Source organism: Celeribacter baekdonensis, from assembly GCF_003047105.1.
GTDB classification, from domain to species: Bacteria; Pseudomonadota; Alphaproteobacteria; order Rhodobacterales; family Rhodobacteraceae; genus Celeribacter; species Celeribacter baekdonensis_B.
The window spans coordinates 623,822-642,616 of record NZ_CP028475.1 but is presented as its reverse complement, the minus strand read 5'-3'; the positions used below and the strand labels follow the sequence as shown (position 1 = coordinate 642,616).

Here is an 18,795-nt window from a genome sequence, read left to right as displayed (position 1 = left end):
GCGTCTGATCTCTCGGCACGCACCAAAACCCGGCCTCAGGCTCAGCCAAAAGGACCATGTTCGCCATGCGCCACAGTCCGTTCGACATCGAAGAGGCCCTTCGCGCCCCTGCCCCCGTGCGCCCAAAATCCACGCCGGGGCCGTCGCAACTTGGGCGGGCACACGAGGCGAAACCGGATACGACACACGGCTTTCGCGCACTTTTGGGCAAACAGCTTTTGCCGCTGGCCATGACCCTGTTCATCGGTTGGCTGATCTGGGGCAAGATCGCCCATCTCGACCTTGCCGCCATTGCCGCGTCGATCACCACGATCCGCCCCGGACAATGGGGGCTGGCGGGGTTGACCACGTTGGGGAGTTTCTGGGCCGTCGGACAGTATGACCGCGTGCTGCATGCTCAGCTTGGCACTGGCATTTCCGCCCGTGCGGCACGACTGTCTGGCATTGCGGCGATCGGATTGTCGCAATTCTTGGGGTTTGGCGCTTTGACGGGCACGTTGATCCGTTGGCGGATGTTGCCGGAATTGACGCTTTGGCAGGCCGCGCGCCTCTCTGCTGCGGTCGCGCTTTCCTTTTTGGCCGGTTGGGCCGTGGTCGCCGCTGTCGCGGTGCTGGCCTTTCAACCGGACATCCCATGGATGAAATCGCTCGCCACAGGGGCGATTGCGCTGGCAACAGTGATGGCTGTGATCTCAGTCTACCCGCCCGGACCACTGGTGCGTGTGCCCTGGCCCAGTCTACGCGCCATGGGCACGGTCATCGGGCTGGCCGCCTGTGACACCATCCTCGCGGGCCTCGCCCTTTATGCGCTGATGCCCCCCGAGTTGCACCTGGCCATCGGCCAAACCATTTCGGCCTATCTGTTCTCACTGGGCGCGGGCATCATTGGTTCGACACCGGGCGGGGTCGGCCCGTTTGAGGCCACGCTGGCCTCACTGCTCCACACCATTGAACTCGAACAACTTTTGGGAGCGGTTTTGGCATTTCGACTGGTCTATTATGCCCTCCCAGCCACGCTCGCCGGGCTGCTGATCCTGCGCGGACCCCGCTCGTGCTCGCTGTCGCGCGAACCGGGTCTGGTCAAAACCAAAAGCTCCCCCTACCTCACACCTGAAATGGAATTACAGCTGTTTTCTGCCCCGCGGGCTGAAGCCAACCTGTTGCGCACACGTGATTTCTCTCTACTGACATCGGAAAAGGGCTTGCCCGTAGGCCTCGCGGCCCCGATCGGCCAATCGCTTGTCATGCTCTCGGACCCACTTGCCGCACGGGGCTGCCCGTCTGCCGCCCGTGATGCCCTTACCCGCACCGCAGGCATGCGCTACCGTATGCCTGCGATTTATAAATGCGGCGCGCGCATGGCCGCGTCGGCGCGCAGGGCGGGGTGGAAAGTGCTGCCCACAGCACAAGAGGCCTGGCTCGTCCCCGCCGAGTTTTCGCTCGAAGGCTCAAAAACCCGGCAGTTGCGTCGGGTCATCCGCAAGGCCGAAGAGGCGCAGATCAAAGTTCAGGAAGGGTCCCGCGACCTGCCCTTGGCAGACATGGATCGCGTGGCGCAAGAATGGCTCAGGATGCGCGGCAAAGAGCGCGGGTTTTCCATGGGCACCTATGACCGCGATTACATTTCTTGCCAAAGGGTGTTTCTCGCCTATCAGGGCGCAAACCTTGTGGCCTTTATTTCCCTGCACGAAAGTCGCCATGAGATGACGCTGGACCTGATGCGTGCAGGCCCCGCGGCCCCGGATGGCACGATACAGATGCTGATCGTCGAGGCCATTCGTGCCGCGGCTGCCTATGGCTGTCCGCGCCTGTCCTTGGCCGCCGTGCCATGGAACGGTCAGGACGCAGGGGCTTTGACCCGCTGGGTCCGGTCCAAATTCCTGGCAAAATCGGGAGCTGCGGGCCTGCGTCGGTTCAAATCCGCTTTTGCCCCGCAGTGGGAAACGCTCTATCTCGCCGCGCCTTCGCGCTTGGCTCTTGTGGTGGCGGGCATGGATGTGTTGCGCCGGGTGACAGCGCCGCCGCCCAAACCGACCGCGAACCCGATGAAGGCCTCACGCTTTGCCACGCACCGCACATTGCATGTGTTTCGCCGCCGACCAAGGCCCACGGACTGATCCAGCCTTGCGCATGATGAACAGGCGAATGTGCAGCGCGCTCATGATCTTTATGACCTGATTGAATTTGATAAATCGGGCCAGACATGTCACATGGGCTACAAATCCCCGGTCGGTCCGCCCGTCCGGGACGTTTTTCTTTGTCCGCGCGCCCCGCGCGCCCCCTTACTTCAGTCCCCCGGAGCCGCCATGACCGACGCCCCCCTGCCCAACGCCCTCTCCAAACTTCTCGAAACCCGCGATTGGCTGATGGCTGATGGGGCGACGGGGACAACGCTGTTTAACATGGGGCTGTCCTCTGGCGATGCGCCGGAGCTTTGGAATGTCGACAAACCCGAAAACATCACCCAGCTGTATTTGGGCGCGGTTGAGGCCGGATCTGACATTTTCCTCACCAACTCCTTTGGTGGCACCGCCTCGCGGTTGAAACTGCACAAATCCGAACACCGCGTGCATGAGCTGAACAAAGCCGCCGCCGAAATCGGCCGCAATGTCGCCGACCGCGCCGGGCGTGTGGTGATCGTGGCCGGGTCTATGGGACCGACTGGCGAGATCATGGAACCGATGGGGCCGCTCTCATATTCTGCCGCCGTCGAAATGTTCCACGAACAGGCCGAGGGGCTGAAAGCCGGAGGGGCCGATGTGGCGTGGATCGAAACGATCTCTGCCGCCGACGAATATAAAGCCGCCGCAGAAGGCGCAGCTTTGGCCGGACTGCCTTGGGTTGGCACTATGAGCTTTGACACGGCGGGGCGCACCATGATGGGCGTCACCTCTGCGCAACTTGCGGATATGGTTGAAAAAATGGCAACGCCGCCCGTGGCGTACGGCGCCAACTGCGGCACCGGCTCCTCGGATTTGTTGCGCACGGTTTTGGGCTTTTCCGCTCAGGGCCATGAGCGCCCGATCATCGCCAAAGGCAACGCCGGCATCCCGCGCTACATGGATGGGCATATCCATTATGATGGCACGCCCGAATTGATGGGTGATTACGCCTGTATGGCGCGCGATGCGGGGGCGACGATCATTGGCGGCTGCTGCGGCACTACGCCCGAACATTTGCGTGCCATGAAAGAGGCGCTTGAAACCCGTCCGCGCGGCGAGCGTCCGACGTTGGAACAGATCACCGCGAAACTTGGCGGCTTCTCATCGGCCTCCGATGGCACCGACGACAAGGGCCCCGCCAAACGCGAACGCTCCGGCCGCCGCCGGGCCCGCGATTGATCCATACCTAATCCATAGAGGACCCACTATGATCCGCCCGGTCTCAGAACAGGCTCAGTTGATCGCCCGCTTTGGGCGGCACCGCGAACAGATCCTGTCTGAGCGCGGGCAGCTTTGTCATGAGGCCGGTACGGTTGAGCGCGAGATCAAAACGTTTGGCCATCAACTCGGCCCATTCGCCCTCCCCCTTCATCCGCTTGCCCCAATGGCTGTCGTAAACCTGACCGCCATGCAACTCGCGCACGCGGTTCATCACCCGTTGCGCCCGGTCGGGCACATGGGTGGCCAGCCAATCCTCAAACAGGGGCGCAACCTCCAGGGGCAACCGCAACATGATATAGTTTGCGGCCTTGGCACCGTGACTGGCGGCGGCTCCCATGATGGCCTCCAACTCGTGATCGGTCAGCGCCGGGATGATTGGTGCAATCATGACGCGCACGGGGATGCCCGCATCCGCCAAAAGGCGCATTGTTTTCAACCGCCGCGCCGGCACCGGCGCACGGGGTTCGAGTTGCCGCGACAGGCGCGAGCCCAGCGTGGTGACAGACAAGCCAACTTGAACCAGACCCTTTGCGGCCATGGGTTTCAACAGATCAATATCGCGTTCGATCAACGTGCCTTTGGTGGTGATCGTGAGCGGATGATTGTGCGCGCAGAGCACCTCAATCAGCGCGCGCATCACCCGATCGCGCGCCTCAATCGGTTGGTAGGGATCGGTGTTGGTGCCAATGGCGATCGGGTCCACAGTGTAAGATGGGGCGCTGAGTTCGCGGGCCAAGACCTCGGCTGCGCCTTTTTTGCGGGTCAGCCGGGTTTCAAAATCCAAGCCCGCAGACAGGCCGAGGTAGGCATGGGTGGGCCGCGCGAAACAGTAGGAACAGCCGTGTTCGCAGCCCCGATACGGGTTGATCGAGCGATCAAACGGGATGTCGGGACTGTCATTGCGGGTGATGATTTTGCGCGGGCGTTCGTCCACCGTGGTGGTGCGCGCGATGGTTTGCTCCAACTCGGCATCCCAGCCGTCGATAAAGGTTTCACGCGCCAGCCGTTCAAAGCGTCCGCTGGCGTTCGACTGCGCGCCACGCGCCTTGGGCACCAGCCCAAGCGGCAGCGTATCAGCAAGCATATCTGGGTGTTGAGTGGAATCATGAGCCATGCCCAAGATGTAGAACAAAATGAGAACATTTGCCAGTCCCCTTTGCATGGGATTTGGCAGAAATCACCGCACACAGAGGCGCAGTATGGCGCTGTCCAAGAAGGAATTGCAGATGTCTGACAATGAAGACGACCTGATCCTGTCCGATCTCAACGACGACGAATTGACCGAACAGATGATGGATGACCTGTATGATGGTCTGAAAGACGAGATCGAAGAGGCCGTGCGCATCCTGTTGGAACGGGAGTGGACCCCTTATAACATCCTGACCAAAGCGCTGGTCTCAGGGATGCAGATCGTCGGCGATGATTTCCGCGACGGGATTTTGTTTGTCCCCGAAGTGCTGCGCGCGGCGCAGGCGATGAAGGGCGGCATGGCGATCCTGAAGCCGCTTTTGGTCGAAACAGGCGCGCCAAAAATGGGCAAAATGGTCATTGGCACAGTCAAAGGCGACATCCATGACATCGGCAAGAACCTTGTGGCGATGATGATGGAGGGCGCGGGGTTTGAGATCATCGACCTGGGCATCAACACCGAGGCCGCAAGCTACATCGGTACGGCAGAGGCCGAAGGTGCGGATATCATTGGCATGTCCGCGCTGTTGACCACGACCATGCCTTACATGAAAACCGTGATCGAGAGCCTGACCACTCAAGGCCTGCGCGACAAATATATCGTGCTCTGTGGCGGTGCGCCTCTGAACGAAGAATTCGGCCGGGCCATCGGTGCGGATGCCTATTGTGATGATGCGGCGATTGCAGTGGAAACCGCGAAACGCCTGATCGCCGCGCGCCACAATCAGATCTAACCGCGTGCCCACGAACGCAGGAGCCAGACATGAGAATTGACAAATTGGCCTTAATCCTCGTCGTCGTGGGCGGCGCTATTTTTGGGACGCTGTGGTTGGGCTCCATGATTTTGGCCAGTTTGCAAATGCCCCTGATGTGGCCCGTGGTGATCGTCGCCCTCATCGTGGGCTACATAGCTTGGCGCGTGCTGGAGGACCGTCTGTCCAGCGCCGAAGATGATCATTACGACAAAATTGAAAAGTAAAAGGGTCTATAAATGCTTGTATTGACAACTGAAACCGTCGCCGGGAGAGAGGTGTCCGTCTCTCTTGGACTGGTGCGTGGCTCGACGGTGCGCGCCAAACACATCGGCTCTGACATTGTCGCATCCCTGCGCAATATCGTCGGCGGCGAGGTGAAAGAATATGCCTCCCTGTTGGCCGGAGCCCGCGAACAGGCAATGGACCGGATGATCGCAGAGGCCACAGCACTTGGCGCAGATGCGATTGTCGCGGTGCGGTTTCAAACTTCGGCCATCGCCCAATCCGCTTCTGAGGTCATGTGCTATGGGACCGCGGTCAAACTGACATGAAACCCATCCCGCTCAGCGACGAGACCCTGCGCGATCAGGGCCTCGACCAAATCGGCACAGGCAAGACCTTGGTCATCGCCTGTGGTGCTTTGGCACGCGAGGTTTTGGCCCTGATTGCGGCCAACGGGTTGGATCATCTGACGCTGACCTGCCTGCCCGCGATCTTGCACAACACGCCCGAAAAAATCACCCCGGCGGTGGAGGCCACGATCCTCAAGCACCGGGGGAATTATGATCATATTCTCGTGGCTTACGGGGATTGTGGTACGGGCGGGCAGTTGCAGGATTTATGTGAGAGATACGGCGCGGACATGATCTCTGCTCCGCATTGCTATTCGTTTTTTGAAGGGGCCGAGGTCTTTGCCGCCCATGGCGAAGTCACAAGTTTCTATCTGACGGACTTTCTCGCCCGGCAATTTGACGCCTTTGTGTGGAAACCTTTGGGATTGGACCGCTACCCGGATTTGCGTCACATGTATTTCGGTAACTACGAAAAACTGGTCTATCTGGCGCAGACAGAGGATGCGGAATTGACCGCGACGGCGCGTGTTTGTGCCGACCGTCTGGGCCTAACATTCGAGCGCCGCTTGACAGGCTACGGCGATCTTGAGCGGTTTATCAACGCCTGATGTCAATCACGCAGTGGCTCTGGCCGCCGTTTCACGAATGCGGGTGATCATCGCCCGCACCCCGTTTGAGCGTTGCGCGGAGAGGTGTTCGTCCAACCCCAGACGGGCCAATTCCGCATGGGCATCAACGTCCAGAACTTCGGGCAAGGTCAGACCGGCGTAGAGCTCATGCAGGATCGCGATCAGGCCCTGAACGATCATCGCATCAGAGGCCCCGGCAAAATCAAACCGCCCCTCTTCGATCGTCGGCACCAACCAGACCTGCGAGGCACAGCCCTCAACCTTGGTCGCGGCCACTTTGAACGCGTCATCCAAGGGGGCGAAGGCCTTGCCCATCTCGATCACATGGCGATAGCGGTCCTCCCAATCGTCCAGAAACTCAAAAGTTTCAACGATGTCTTCAAAGCGCTCCGTCGCCATCGGGTCTCTCCTTGTTCCGTTGCTGTGTCACATAAGGCGTCTGGGGGCGAAGGTCCAGCATCCGCGCCGATTGCGGCCCTTTTCAAGCCTGCTGTTTTCAGGTAGCCCTTGGTCAAAGAGATTTATGGGGAGAGGCCCGATGCGGCGTCAGGTGATTGTTTCTGGGCTGGTGCTCATGTTGGTAACGGGCTGTGCCACGATCAAAGAGTCGCGGATCAACCCCCTGAATTGGTTTGGAAAGTCCGAACCTGTCACGGTACTGAATGATGGCACCGCTGTCACCGTCCTGCCGTCTCTCGCACCGCGCAAAGGCTATCCGAATTTCGTCGACACCCGGCCCTTGGCCCCCGTCATTTCGGATGTCACAGTGGTCAGATCGGCCTCCGGCGCAATCATCACCGCCACCGCAACCTTGCCCACGCTTGGCTATTTCGATGCCGAACTGGTCCGCGTTGCCTCCGATCGGGCCGATGTCGCCGCCTATGAGTTCCGCCTGCGCCCGCCAACATCAAACGCGCCCACCGGCACCGCCGCACAACGTCAGATCACCGCGGCCAAATCGCTGTCGAACGAAGAGATTGCGGGCATTCGCACCATCGTGGTCAAAGGGGCCGCAGGCGCGCGTCAAATTCGTCGCTAAAACGGCGCTAAAACGGCGGGGACCAGCCTCTGGCCCGCCTTTACATCCCGGCTCTGCCAAGACATCCTGCGCCTAGACGAAATACCAAAGAGGCGCGCGATGTCCCCCAACTCTCCCCGCAATATCATCATCGACACCGATCCGGGCCAAGACGACGCCATGGCGATCCTGTTGGCGCTTGGTTCGCCCGAAGAGGTGAACGTCCTCGGCATCACCGTGGTTGCCGGAAACGTGCCTTTGGCGTTGACCGCGAAGAACGCGCGCAAGGTCTGCGAAGTGGCTGGGCGGCCCGATGTCAAAGTGTTCGAAGGCTGCGACCGCCCGCTGGCGCATACGTTGGTGACGGCAGAGCATGTGCATGGCAAAACCGGGTTGGACGGCATTGAATTGCCTGAGCCAAAGATGCCGATCCAGGATCAACACGGCGTTGATTTCATCATCGACACAGTGCGGGCGCACCCTGCTGGCACAGTGACGCTCTGTCCTTTGGGGCCTTTGACCAATATTGCGACGGCTTTCAACAAAGCGCCGGATATTGTTGAAAAGGTTCAGGAAATCGTCTTGATGGGGGGTGCATATTTTGAGGTCGGCAATGTCACTCCCGCCGCCGAATTCAACATTTACGTTGACCCAGAAGCCGCTGATATTGTGTTCAAATCTGGCGTCAAACTAACCGTTATGCCACTCGATTGCACCCATAAGGTGCTGGTGACCGCGCCGAGGCTTCAGGCCTTTCGCGATTTCGGCACCCATCTGGGCGATGTTGTGGCCGGGTGGCTGGACTTTTTTGAGCGCTTCGATGTGGAAAAATATGGCTCTCTGGGCGGGCCGCTGCATGATCCGACCGTGATCGCCTATCTGATCAAACCGGACTTGTTTTCGGGGCGGTTTATCAATGTCGAGATCGAGACCCACTCCGATCTGACCCGCGGCATGACCGTTGCCGATTGGTGGGGGGTCACAGATCGCGCGCCAAATGCGATGTTTATGGGCGAGGCGGATGCGGACGGATTTTTCGCGCTTTTGACCGAACGGGTGGCGCGACTGAACGGATGCGCTAAGTAAACTTGTGACACGAAACGGAGGGCGCACTATGGTCCAATCTGAGGTCCAATTCGACAACAGCTACGCCCGCCTGCCAGAGCGGTTTTTCACTAAAATCGCCCCCGAAGAGGTGCCCGCCCCCGAGATGGTGTTGTTCAACACAGAACTGGCGGCGCAGTTGGGTGCCTCTGATTGGGACGCGGCTGTGTTTGCCGGAAATGTGATCCCGGACGGGGCCGATCCTTTGGCGCAGGTCTATGCCGGGCACCAATTCGGTGGCTGGTCGCCGCGTTTGGGTGACGGGCGCGCGGTGTTGTTGGGCGAGGCGATCACAGAGCAAGGCCGGTTTGACATCCAGCTCAAAGGCGCGGGCCGCACCCCCTATTCGCGCAATGGCGACGGGCGGGCATGGATCGGTCCGGTGTTGCGCGAATTTATCGTCAGCGAATTTATGCAGGCCGCCGGAGTGCCGACCACGCGGGCCTTGGCCGCCGTGCGCACCGGCGCGCGGGTGCAACGCGAACGCGCCTTTCCCGGCGCGATCCTGACGCGGGTGGCCGCCAGTCATATTCGCGTCGGCACGTTTCAATATTTCACCGCGCAAGAGGATTTAGAGGCGGTGAAACGTCTCGCCGATCACGTCCGCGCCCGACATTTCCCCGAAGCTGACGGCACGCTGGGTCTTTATGAGGCGATCCTTGCGGCTCAGGCACGCCTGATCGCCAAATGGATGGGACTGGGCTTTGTCCATGGGGTGATGAACACTGACAATATGGCCATCTCCGGCGAGACCATCGACTATGGGCCCTGCGCCTTTATCGACGGCTATTCGCCCAAGGCGGTGTATTCCTCAATCGACCGACAGGGCCGCTATGCCTATGAGCAACAGCCCTCGATCGCGCATTGGAACCTGGCGCAGCTTGGGTCGTGCTTTGTGCCGTTGATGGAGGCCGAACTTGGGTCGCAAGCGCAGGCGATTGACGCACTCTCCGAGGCATTGAACCGTTTCCCCGCGCTTTACCAAGCCGAATGGCGGCAGGTGTTTGGGGCCAAAATCGGCCTTGCGGATGCGGGTGAGGATGATGTGGCCTTGATCCAAGATCTGTTGGCTTTGATGGCCAAGAACGGGGCCGATTTCACCAATGTGTTCCGTGGCTTGTCGGACGGCACTGCACGGGATTGGATGTTGGATCGCGAGGCATTTGATCGCTGGTCTGAGCGTTGGCAGGCGCGGCGGCCGTCGGATTATGCCGCCCTGATGGCGCGCGCCAACCCGGCCGTGATCCCGCGCACGCATCGGATTGAGCAGGCGATTGAGGCCTCTTTGGCGGGCGATGACAGTTTGGCAAAGCGTCTTGTGCGGGTGTTGTCCACACCATTTGATCTGGCGGAGGCGGACCGTGACTTGATCCAACCGCCCGCCGAGGATGAGGTGGTGGCGCAGACGTTTTGCGGCACTTAGGGGGCTAGGAGAGGCCGGGGGAGAGAGCGGGTTATTTGGAGCGGTATTTGCCAAACAAACGGGCATTGCGGGTGATGAAATCACGAAACAATCCGGCAAACGGCCCCGCAAACAGCGAACCTTGGTCACGCGCCACATAGAGCGCGCCTGAGATCGCTCCGATCAAGCCGCCCCCCGCATCGACGATCAAATCCCACATCGTGTCTTGCAAGCCGGATTTTTGCATATTGGTGCCAAAGGCTTGGTCCATCGCGTATTCAAAAATCTCCCAGAGCGCGCCGATGGACATGGCAAAGCAAAAGGCAAACATGCCGATGGCCCAAGGCGGTGCGGCGTAGCGATCGCCTTGGAACAGCATGAAAATCGCGACAAACCCGATCAAACCAAAGCCAAGCGCGGAGCCTGCGTGCAGCACCACATCCCACCACCAATAGCGATTGTAGAAATCGCCGACCTCGCCCAAAAACAACGTCGCAAACAGGAACAGCACAATCCCGGCCATGAATGAGCGCGGGATGTAGATGTGATAGCGCTTTGCAAACAGCATCGGCAAAAGCGTCAGCCCAAAAGTACCGAGCGCCACGAAGGACGAGGTGTAGCGCGCCGTGATCAGCCCGGCACAACATTCAAAAATCAGCGCCAGCCACACCAGCCGCATCACCAATGGCTGAGATCGGGCGTTTTTGAGCAAGCGTTTCATAGCGGTCCTTCATCGTAGCGCCGCACGAAAAGGGCGGCCAAAACAAGACCCGGTCGACGGGGTGCAATCCGGGGTCTGCGATCTTATGTTACTCTTATGATGCCAGCAAAGGAAATGGGCGCACTGCGCCTCGCCTCGTATAACCTGCGCAAATGCCGTGGGACAGATGGGCTGCGCGCGCCGGGGCGTATCTTGGATGTGATCAACACGATGGATGCCGATGTGGTGGCGCTACAAGAGGCCGACATGCGATTGGGGGCACGCCCGGCCGCCCTGCCCGCCCGGATGATCGACACCCATACGGATTTTGTCGCACTCCCGCTCAACACCTCCCCGGTGTCTTTGGGATGGCATGGCAACGCGATTTTGCTGCGCAAAGGGACGGTGGCGGAGGCCACGCATCGGCTCACCCTGCCAGGGCTGGAGCCGCGCGGCGCGGTGGCCGTAGATCTGCCGGGACTGCGGATTGTGGGGGTTCATCTTGGGCTGTTGCGCGCATCGCGGCAAAAGCAACTCCATGCCATTCTTGATCAATTGCGCGCGTTTGACACCCGCCCCACGGTGATCTTGGGCGATTTCAACGAATGGTCCGCGCACAGAGGTCTCGATCCGCTGCGCGACGCCTTTGACATTCTTGCCCCCGGTCGCAGCTTTCACGCCGCGCGCCCGATGGCCGCGCTGGACCGGATCGCTCTCACCGGGGAGCTTGACATGCGCGACGCCGGGGTGATGGAAACGCTCCTGTCGCGTCGGGCCTCCGATCATTTGCCGATCTGGGCCGATGTGGCACAGCGGGGTGCGCAAACTTTCCCCTAGGCGCGCGCGCCTCGCCTGATAAACAGACGGGATTGACTGACAAAGGCTCTCCCTTATGACACTTCTGCAAATCGCCTCGCTTTTGATCGTCCTCGCCGGCGCGTTTGGCGCGATCAATTACCTTTTTCTCAAACTCCCCTCCTCCATCGGCATCCTCGTCGTCGCCCTGATCGCCTCGCTGGTGGTCATCGGGTTGGACGCGATTTTCCCCGCCTCTCTGGTCGAAGAAACCATCCGCTCCGAGGTCATGGCCTTTGATTTCTCGGACACATTGCTGGAGGGCATGTTGGGCCTGTTGCTGTTTGCAGGGGCATTGCATGTCAAAACCTCGGATTTGCGCGCACAATGGGTGCCGGTGTTTTTGATGGCCACCTTGGGCGTGGGCCTCTCAACCGTGGTGGTTGGCGTGGGCTTTAGCTGGATGACCGGGATGCCGTTGTTGATCGCGCTGACCTTTGGGGCGCTGATTTCGCCGACCGATCCGGTGGCCGTGTTGGGCGTGTTGCGTCAGGCGTCTTTGCCGAAAAGTCTTGAGACCAAAATCGCCGGAGAAAGCCTGTTCAATGATGGGGTTGGCTATGTGGTTTACCTTGTTTTGGTTGGATTGGCCTTTGGGGTGACGGGAGGACATGGCGATGCGCATGGTTCGGACAATGCGGTGCAAGGCGCGGCGAAACTCTTTGCTCAAGAGGCCATTGGCGGCGCGCTTTTGGGGCTGATTTTGGGCTGGCTGACCTTCCGCGTCATGCGGTTGATTGATGATTACGCGCTGGAGGTGTTGATCACCCTCGGGCTGGCGTTTGGCGGCTACGAGCTTGCCGTGGCGCTGGAAGTCTCTGCGCCGATCATGGCGGTCTGTGCCGGGCTGTTGATCGGTGATGTCGGCGCAAAATACGGCATGTCGGAGGAAACCCGGCGCTATGTCGATGCGTTTTGGAAGATGATTGACGAGATCCTCAACGCCATCCTGTTCTTGATGATCGGCTTTGAAGTCTTTGCCGTGGCCTTTGACATGTCGTCGGTTTTGGGCGGCGCAATGGCGATCCTTCTGGCGCTTTTGGCCCGCCTCACCTCCGTGGCCGTGCCTGTGCTGTTGCTCAAACCGTTTCGGTCCTTTTCCAAAGGCACCATCCCGATCATGACATGGGGCGGGCTGAAGGGCGGCATCTCGGTGGCGCTCGCCCTCTCACTGCCGGACAGTGAATGGAAGCCGGTGATCCTGACCGCGACCTATATCGTCGTGGTGTTTTCGATCATCGTTCAGGGCCTGACAGTGGCCAAATTGGCCAAACGTGTGGGCCGCGAACCGGGGTTGAACGTATGACGACCTATCTGACCTATGATGTCTTCACCGATCGTCCTTTTGGCGGCAATCCTTTGGCGGTGATCCCCGATGCGGCACATCTGCCCGAGGATCAGTTGCAAAAGATTGCGCGGGAATTCAACTATTCCGAAACGGTGTTTCTTTTACCGCCACAAGACCCGGCCAACACCGCTCGCCTGCGGATCTTTACACCAACGATGGAGGTGCCCTTTGCCGGACATCCAACCATCGGTGCGGCTGTGGCGCTCTCCGAGTTGGGGCACGGGCCGCAAATGCGGTTGGAATTGCCCGTTGGGGTGATCGCAGCGGAGGCCAAGGATGGCACCGCCGCGTTTACCGCGTCGCAGCCGCTGGACATCCTCGCGGAGCCCGCCCCCGACTTGGTGGCACGCGCTTTGGGCCTTATGGTGTCCGATCTGGCCACCGCCCCGGTGATGGCCAGCATGGGTTTGCCCTTTACCTTTGTCGAATTGACTTCGCGGGCGGCTCTGTCGCGCATCACCCTCGACATTGCGGCCCTGCGCGACGGTCACGCCCGCCACCCCGAGGGCCTGGATTTTGCTCTGGCGCCCTATGTGCGCGATGGCGAGACGATCCACATGCGGATGTTTGCGCCGTTGGATAATATTCCCGAAGACCCCGCGACCGGATCTGCGGCGGCGGCGTTAGGGCGTTTGCTCTGTGAGGACCTGGGGCGCGATCTGTCTTTGGTGATCCACCAAGGCGAAGACATGGGGCGCGCCTCCCGCATCTTCGTGACCGCCACGCCAAAGGCCGTGACCATCCAAGGTCACGCGGTCCGAATGATGCAAGGACAGCTCTGCTTTTAGCCGCCCAGATAGGCCCTGCGCCGCAAACCGCCTTTTCATCCGAGCGAGCAAAAAGCGGGCTGGACCATTCCGGCCCGTTTTTCTACCCTAGACCCACATTCACCCGGAGGCCCGATGTCCACCACGATCCTATCTCGTTGCGAGGCCAAGGGGCTGCGCCTGACCGAACAGCGTCGCGTGATTGTCTCTGTGCTCGAAGAAGCGCAGGATCATCCCGATGTCGAAGAATTGCATCGGCGCGCCGCCGCCAAGGATCAGGGCATTTCGCTGGCCACGGTATACCGCACGGTGAAATTGTTTGAAGAGCGCGGAATTTTGGAAAAGCTGGCCTTTGGTGATGGTCGTGCCCGTTATGAGGCCGCAGATCGCGCCCATCACGATCACCTGATCGACATCGAAACCGGCCAAGTGATCGAATTTGTCGACCCAGAAATCGAGGCCCTTCAAAAACAGATCGCAGATCGGCTGGGCTATGATCTTAAGGGCCATCGCTTTGAACTTTATGGTGTGCGCAAAAAGCCCTGACCCCTTTTTTGCATCCCCCATCTGCGGCTTTGATCCGGGGTGAGGGCTTGCGAGAGGCGCCAGAACACGGCAAGCGGGAAAGCAACACAAAGGGCCGCCCCGATGAACAATCTCAATGCCATCCTCCTCGTCGTCGCCGCTATGGCCAGTTTCACGGTCGAGGATATGTTTATCAAACGTCTCTCGGAGACCCTACCCGTGGGCGAGATTTTGGCGTTGATCGCGATTGGGAGCTGTCTGGCTTTTGGCCTCATTGCGCGGATCAAGGGCAATGTGATTTTTGCCCGACGCAATTGGCGGCCTATGGTTTTGGCCCGCGCCGGAACCGAAGCCTTTGCCGCGTTGTCCTTTGCCACAGCGTTGTCTTTGGTCGATATTTCCACCGTCGGTGCCGTGTTTCAATCCATGCCTTTGGTCGTGACCATGGGAGCGGCTTTGTTTTTGAATGAATCCGTCGGCTGGCGGCGCTGGATGGCGATTGTCATCGGCTTCATCGGAGTTTTGATGATCATCCGCCCCGGACTTTCCGGCTTTGAACCTGAGGCCTTGTGGGTGCTCGTGGCCGTCCTTTCCGTGGCGATCCGCGACCTGATGACCCGCGTTATGGACGCTGCGGTGCCCTCCAATGTGGTGTCGTTTCAGGCCTATCTGACGGTCGCCGTTGCATCCATCGCAATGCTTGCGCTCACCCCCGGCACGCCGCCGGTAAGGCCCGATACCCCTGAGGCGCTGATGGTCCTCGCCGGGATCGTGTTTGGCACCATTGGCTATGCCTGTATCGTGGCCGGGATGCGATTGGGCGATGCCTCCGCTGTCACCCCCTTTCGCTACACCCGTCTGGTGTTCACCATGTTGGTGGGGATCGTGGTGTTTGGCGAACGACCCGACCTGATGACCTACCTCGGCTCCACGCTGATCATCGCCTCCGGCCTCTACGCCTACCTGCGCGAACGCAAACTGGCGCGGCTGTCGGTGGCGACGCTGGCCGATGAGGTGCAAACACACGGGTTTTGAGGGGGACCTGATGAAGTGAAAACATGGATGAAAGGCGTGATCTGCGACGGAAATATGCGGAGTTGATTGCGACTATAGACAACGACTTCGTCTATGAAATTTGCGTTAAATACCCTGAGTATGCACAGGATAAGCCAAAGTGAGGTCCGTCTGCGTAGGGCTCAAATGCACCATTTGCCCAAACCATGACGAACCACTTGCGTCCGATCCCCCCACTTTGACCCAAATCAGTTACCGCTAACGCCACTTCTGTCATACAACCCCCAAAGAAGCGCGCGATGTTAGCGCTCAATTGTTGACGCGCGCGTCTTGACTGGTATCAAAGCACCAACGTGACGCGCGAGACTTGCGCCGAACACCCATGCTACCCAATCTCACAAAGGGACCTCCGCCATGAGCACCATCATCGACATCATCGGCCGCGAAATTCTTGACAGCCGGGGCAACCCCACCGTCGAAGTCGACGTTATTCTGGAAGACGGCACCATGGGCCGCGCCGCTGTCCCGTCAGGGGCCTCGACCGGCGCGCATGAAGCCAATGAAAAACGCGACGGCGATAAATCCCGTTACATGGGCAAAGGCGTTTTGGAAGCTGTGGCTGCGGTCAATGGCGAGATTTTGGAAGCGCTCGTCGGTATGGATGCCACCGAGCAAGAAGCCATCGACGCGGTGATGATGGAACTCGACGGCACGCCGAACAAATCCCGCCTTGGCGCCAACGCCATTTTGGGCGTCTCTTTGGCCTGTGCCAAAGCCGCCGCCGATTACTCCGCCCTGCCGCTCTACCGTTACATCGGTGGGTCGTCCGCGCGCATCCTGCCGGTGCCGATGATGAACATCATCAACGGCGGCGAACATGCCGACAACCCGATCGACATTCAGGAATTCATGATCATGCCGGTCTCTGCCGCGACCATCAAAGAGGCCATCCGCATGGGCTCCGAAGTGTTCCACACGCTGAAAAAAGAGCTTTCCGCGGCGGGCTACAACACCGGGATCGGCGACGAGGGTGGCTTTGCGCCCGCCATCAACTCCGCCCGCGAAGCGCTTGATTTCATCATGAAATCCATTGAGAAAGCCGGCTACAAACCGGGCGAGGACATCTACCTCGCGCTGGACGCCGCCTCGACCGAATATTACGTCGATGGCAAATATGAAATGAAGGGCGAAGGCAAATCTTTGACCTCCGCCGAGAACGCCGATTACCTTGCCGCGCTTTGTGCCGATTACCCGATCATCTCGATCGAAGACGGCATGGCCGAGGACGATTGGGCCGGTTGGAAACTGTTGACCGAGAAACTGGGCGACAGCGTGCAACTCGTCGGTGACGATCTGTTCGTGACCAACCCGGTGCGCTTGGCCGACGGCATTGCGCAGGGCGTGGCCAACTCGATGCTGGTCAAAGTCAACCAGATCGGCACCCTGTCGGAAACCCTCAAAGCCGTCGATATGGCCCACCGCGCCCGCTACACCAACGTGATGTCGCACCGCTCCGGCGAAACCGAAGACGCCACCATCGCCGATCTGGCTGTGGCGACCAACTGTGGCCAAATCAAAACCGGCTCGCTGTCGCGGTCTGACCGGATGGCCAAATACAACCAGTTGATCCGCATCGAGGAACAATTGGGCGCAACGGCGGAATATGCCGGGCGGTCGATTTTGAAGAAGTAAGGCCGTGAGCCACGGCAAGCATGTGCTTGCTGCGCTTGACGAAACAACGAAAGCCCCGCCAAATGGTGGGGCTTTTTATATTCTTAAGTGGTGAATTTACATGCCGAAAAAATTGATTATCTTTGGCAACGGGTTAGGCATGGCGCTCAACCCAGGCCATTTTCTTCTTACGAATGCTATGACGCGCGTCTGGACCTGCCCCACTCGGCTTGCAGAGGGCGAGAAGACGACACTTGGTTCATTAAAAGGTATTGAAACGGCCACAGGCCCCAAAAATGAAGATGAACTTGCGACGGCACAAGTTGCGCTCGCTTATTTGTCGTCGTTTCGGGCTGAGCTAGGGGATGAAGCTCTCAACGAATGGTTCAAGGACGATGCACTCAATTACCCCGGCACATTAAATAAGTACGTTTTTGAAGTGGCATACGAGCTATACAGCTACTGTATACCAGAAGAAAAAAAGGAAATTTGGAATGATTTCTTAACCAACCTTATCTGCTTCATCCGCGATACACGCTCTCACGTCGCGACACTTAACTATGACGACTTACTTTATGCCCCGTTTGTTGACGGCCACCGTATCCAAGAAGGTAATGATGTGGTCAATTTCTCACTATCACAAAAAGCCACAGAAGGCACGAACAATGCTCCCTATCTTCGAGATGGTTTTCTAAGGGGGTCGTTCACCCCTGAGACTTTCAGCTATAAAGGCGACTGCGGATACTACCTGCACCTACACGGATCACCATTGTACGTAAGCGACACCGATGCTCGAAAGCTAAATAGGAGCGAGGTTGCGGCCTCCACCAGAACATTGCAACGCCATATCGTTCTTGCAAACCGCAATGACAAAGAAACCATCATCCGTCGCTCAGAAATCCTATCTGACTATTGGGACAATCGGCTTCCAAAGTGCATTGCCGACGCAGAAGAGATTATTCTTTTTGGGTATAGCGGCCTCGACCTTCACTTAAACGAACTGATCAGAGAGAAGCGCGAAGGCCCGATTCACGTCATTGAATGGAGCGAATCAACACATTATCCTCTGTCCGATGAGGGAGATGTAGTTGAAGATAACGCCGTAACCGCCAAAGTGTTTTGGGAGACAATTCTATCAGTGCCTTCTGAGAACGTTCATTGCCTCGACAACATTCTCGACTTTAAAGAATGGTCCAATCCAGACGATTACCACCCTACTGACAACTCCTAAATAAGCATCCCATGACCCACACATCCCCTCTCCCCGCCTCGCCTCTTCCTGACGGCCTCCATCCCCTCCCCTCCGGCAAGCTGGCGGCGGTGGTAACGTATCTTGAGATGTCTCAACGCCCCGCGCCGCGCGATGTGGCGGTGCCTGAGGGCGTGACCTTGCTGGCCTATGAGGCGGCGGATTTGGCGTGGTATCGCGGGCTGTATCGCGCGGTTGGCGAGGATTGGTTGTGGTTCTCGCGGCTGTATATGGAGGATGCGGCGCTGGCGGCGATCCTGCATCACAAGGATGTCGAGGTCTATGCGTTGCGCAAAGATGGGCGGGACTTGGGGCTGTTGGAATTGGACTTCCGCGACCCGGACAACACGGAGCTTGCGTTTTTTGGCCTCTCGAAAGAGCTGATCGGCACGGGTGCGGGACGGTGGATGATGGAGCGGGCCTTGGATTTGGCGTTCAAGCGCCCGATCAGGCGGCTGTTCGTACACACCTGTACGCTTGATAGCCCGCAGGCGGTGGGATTTTATATCCGCTCAGGCTTTGTTCCCTACGGCCGCGCTATCGAAGTGATGGACGACCCGCGCATGAATGGGCCGGTGCGGGGCGATGCGGCCGGACATATTCCCAAGATTTGAG

20 protein-coding genes are annotated in these 18,795 nt (G+C 59.1%); 17 read left to right on the top strand and 3 right to left on the bottom strand.

The features are described from left to right. Positions 1–65: 65 nt before the first annotated feature. Positions 66–2,117, top strand: coding sequence for a phosphatidylglycerol lysyltransferase domain-containing protein (locus DA792_RS06610; RefSeq protein WP_159075188.1), 2,052 nt, complete (start codon positions 66–68; stop codon positions 2,115–2,117). A gap of 189 nt (positions 2,118–2,306) precedes the next feature. Next, the gene (gene bmt / locus DA792_RS06605; RefSeq protein ID WP_417268428.1) at positions 2,307–3,341 is read left to right on the top strand and encodes a betaine--homocysteine S-methyltransferase; all 1,035 of its coding nucleotides are present in this window, start codon (positions 2,307–2,309) and stop codon (positions 3,339–3,341) included. 43 nt (positions 3,342–3,384) lie between these two features. On the opposite strand, the gene DA792_RS06600 is transcribed toward bmt, so the two are convergent. Continuing rightward, a complete protein-coding gene (locus DA792_RS06600; protein WP_254679378.1) occupies positions 3,385–4,467 on the bottom strand; it encodes a PA0069 family radical SAM protein in 1,083 nt (360 codons plus the stop codon). A 142-nt stretch (positions 4,468–4,609) separates the two neighbouring features. Between DA792_RS06600 and DA792_RS06595 the strand changes: the two genes are divergently transcribed. The 4 genes from DA792_RS06595 to DA792_RS06580 are packed head-to-tail and all read left to right on the top strand — an operon-like array spanning position 4,610 to position 6,506. Further along, entirely contained in the window at positions 4,610–5,305 is a 696-nt protein-coding gene (locus tag DA792_RS06595) for a corrinoid protein (RefSeq protein ID WP_107722589.1), read from the top strand. A gap of 29 nt (positions 5,306–5,334) precedes the next feature. Next, the gene (locus DA792_RS06590; RefSeq protein ID WP_107719193.1) at positions 5,335–5,550 is read left to right on the top strand and encodes a hypothetical protein; all 216 of its coding nucleotides are present in this window, start codon (positions 5,335–5,337) and stop codon (positions 5,548–5,550) included. Positions 5,551–5,562: 12 nt separating this feature from the next. Beyond that, positions 5,563–5,877 (top strand): YbjQ family protein, encoded by a 315-nt coding sequence (locus tag DA792_RS06585; protein ID WP_107719191.1) that lies wholly within the window; start codon positions 5,563–5,565, stop codon positions 5,875–5,877. Then, on the top strand, positions 5,874–6,506 hold the full coding sequence (locus DA792_RS06580) for a DUF1638 domain-containing protein (RefSeq protein ID WP_107719188.1): 633 nt from the start codon (positions 5,874–5,876) through the stop codon (positions 6,504–6,506). The genes DA792_RS06585 and DA792_RS06580 overlap by 4 nt, the downstream gene beginning before the upstream one ends. Before the next feature lie 6 nt (positions 6,507–6,512). On the opposite strand, the gene DA792_RS06575 is transcribed toward DA792_RS06580, so the two are convergent. Further along, a complete protein-coding gene (locus DA792_RS06575; RefSeq protein ID WP_107719187.1) occupies positions 6,513–6,926 on the bottom strand; it encodes a SufE family protein in 414 nt (137 codons plus the stop codon). A 139-nt stretch (positions 6,927–7,065) separates the two neighbouring features. On the opposite strand from DA792_RS06575, the gene DA792_RS06570 reads away from it, so the two are divergent. The 3 genes from DA792_RS06570 (at position 7,066) to DA792_RS06560 (ending at position 10,072) form a co-directional block, all read left to right on the top strand. Further along, a complete protein-coding gene (locus DA792_RS06570) occupies positions 7,066–7,566 on the top strand; it encodes a hypothetical protein (RefSeq protein ID WP_107719185.1) in 501 nt (166 codons plus the stop codon). 99 nt (positions 7,567–7,665) lie between these two features. Beyond that, positions 7,666–8,631, top strand: coding sequence for a nucleoside hydrolase (locus DA792_RS06565; RefSeq protein WP_107719183.1), 966 nt, complete (start codon positions 7,666–7,668; stop codon positions 8,629–8,631). A gap of 28 nt (positions 8,632–8,659) precedes the next feature. Next, positions 8,660–10,072: a protein adenylyltransferase SelO gene (locus DA792_RS06560; protein ID WP_107719181.1), complete on the top strand. Its 1,413-nt coding sequence runs from the start codon at positions 8,660–8,662 to the stop codon at positions 10,070–10,072. 31 nt (positions 10,073–10,103) lie between these two features. Here the strand turns inward: DA792_RS06560 and DA792_RS06555 are convergent, their stop codons facing one another. Continuing rightward, a complete protein-coding gene (locus tag DA792_RS06555) occupies positions 10,104–10,772 on the bottom strand; it encodes a hypothetical protein (protein ID WP_107719179.1) in 669 nt (222 codons plus the stop codon). A gap of 114 nt (positions 10,773–10,886) precedes the next feature. Here DA792_RS06555 and DA792_RS06550 point away from each other — a divergent pair, with 114 nt between their 5' ends. The 8 genes from DA792_RS06550 to DA792_RS06515 all read left to right on the top strand — a co-directional run bounded on the left by DA792_RS06550 (position 10,887) and on the right by DA792_RS06515 (position 18,794). Further along, complete coding sequence (locus DA792_RS06550; RefSeq protein WP_107719177.1) at positions 10,887–11,588, top strand: endonuclease/exonuclease/phosphatase family protein; 702 nt, start codon at positions 10,887–10,889, stop codon at positions 11,586–11,588. A gap of 55 nt (positions 11,589–11,643) precedes the next feature. Further along, entirely contained in the window at positions 11,644–12,912 is a 1,269-nt protein-coding gene (locus DA792_RS06545) for a cation:proton antiporter (protein WP_107719175.1), read from the top strand. Then, positions 12,909–13,742, top strand: coding sequence for a PhzF family phenazine biosynthesis protein (locus DA792_RS06540; protein WP_107719173.1), 834 nt, complete (start codon positions 12,909–12,911; stop codon positions 13,740–13,742). The genes DA792_RS06545 and DA792_RS06540 overlap by 4 nt, the downstream gene beginning before the upstream one ends. Positions 13,743–13,856: 114 nt before the next feature. Further along, a complete protein-coding gene (locus DA792_RS06535) occupies positions 13,857–14,267 on the top strand; it encodes a Fur family transcriptional regulator (RefSeq protein ID WP_107719171.1) in 411 nt (136 codons plus the stop codon). A 102-nt stretch (positions 14,268–14,369) separates the two neighbouring features. Continuing rightward, complete coding sequence (locus tag DA792_RS06530; RefSeq protein WP_107719169.1) at positions 14,370–15,281, top strand: DMT family transporter; 912 nt, start codon at positions 14,370–14,372, stop codon at positions 15,279–15,281. 393 nt (positions 15,282–15,674) lie between these two features. Further along, positions 15,675–16,952, top strand: a complete 1,278-nt coding sequence (gene eno / locus DA792_RS06525) for a phosphopyruvate hydratase (RefSeq protein ID WP_107719167.1) — start codon at positions 15,675–15,677, stop codon at positions 16,950–16,952. A 100-nt stretch (positions 16,953–17,052) separates the two neighbouring features. Then, positions 17,053–18,162, top strand: coding sequence for a hypothetical protein (locus DA792_RS06520; protein WP_107719165.1), 1,110 nt, complete (start codon positions 17,053–17,055; stop codon positions 18,160–18,162). 11 nt (positions 18,163–18,173) lie between these two features. Then, entirely contained in the window at positions 18,174–18,794 is a 621-nt protein-coding gene (locus tag DA792_RS06515) for a GNAT family N-acetyltransferase (RefSeq protein WP_254679371.1), read from the top strand. Position 18,795 lies beyond the last annotated feature (1 nt).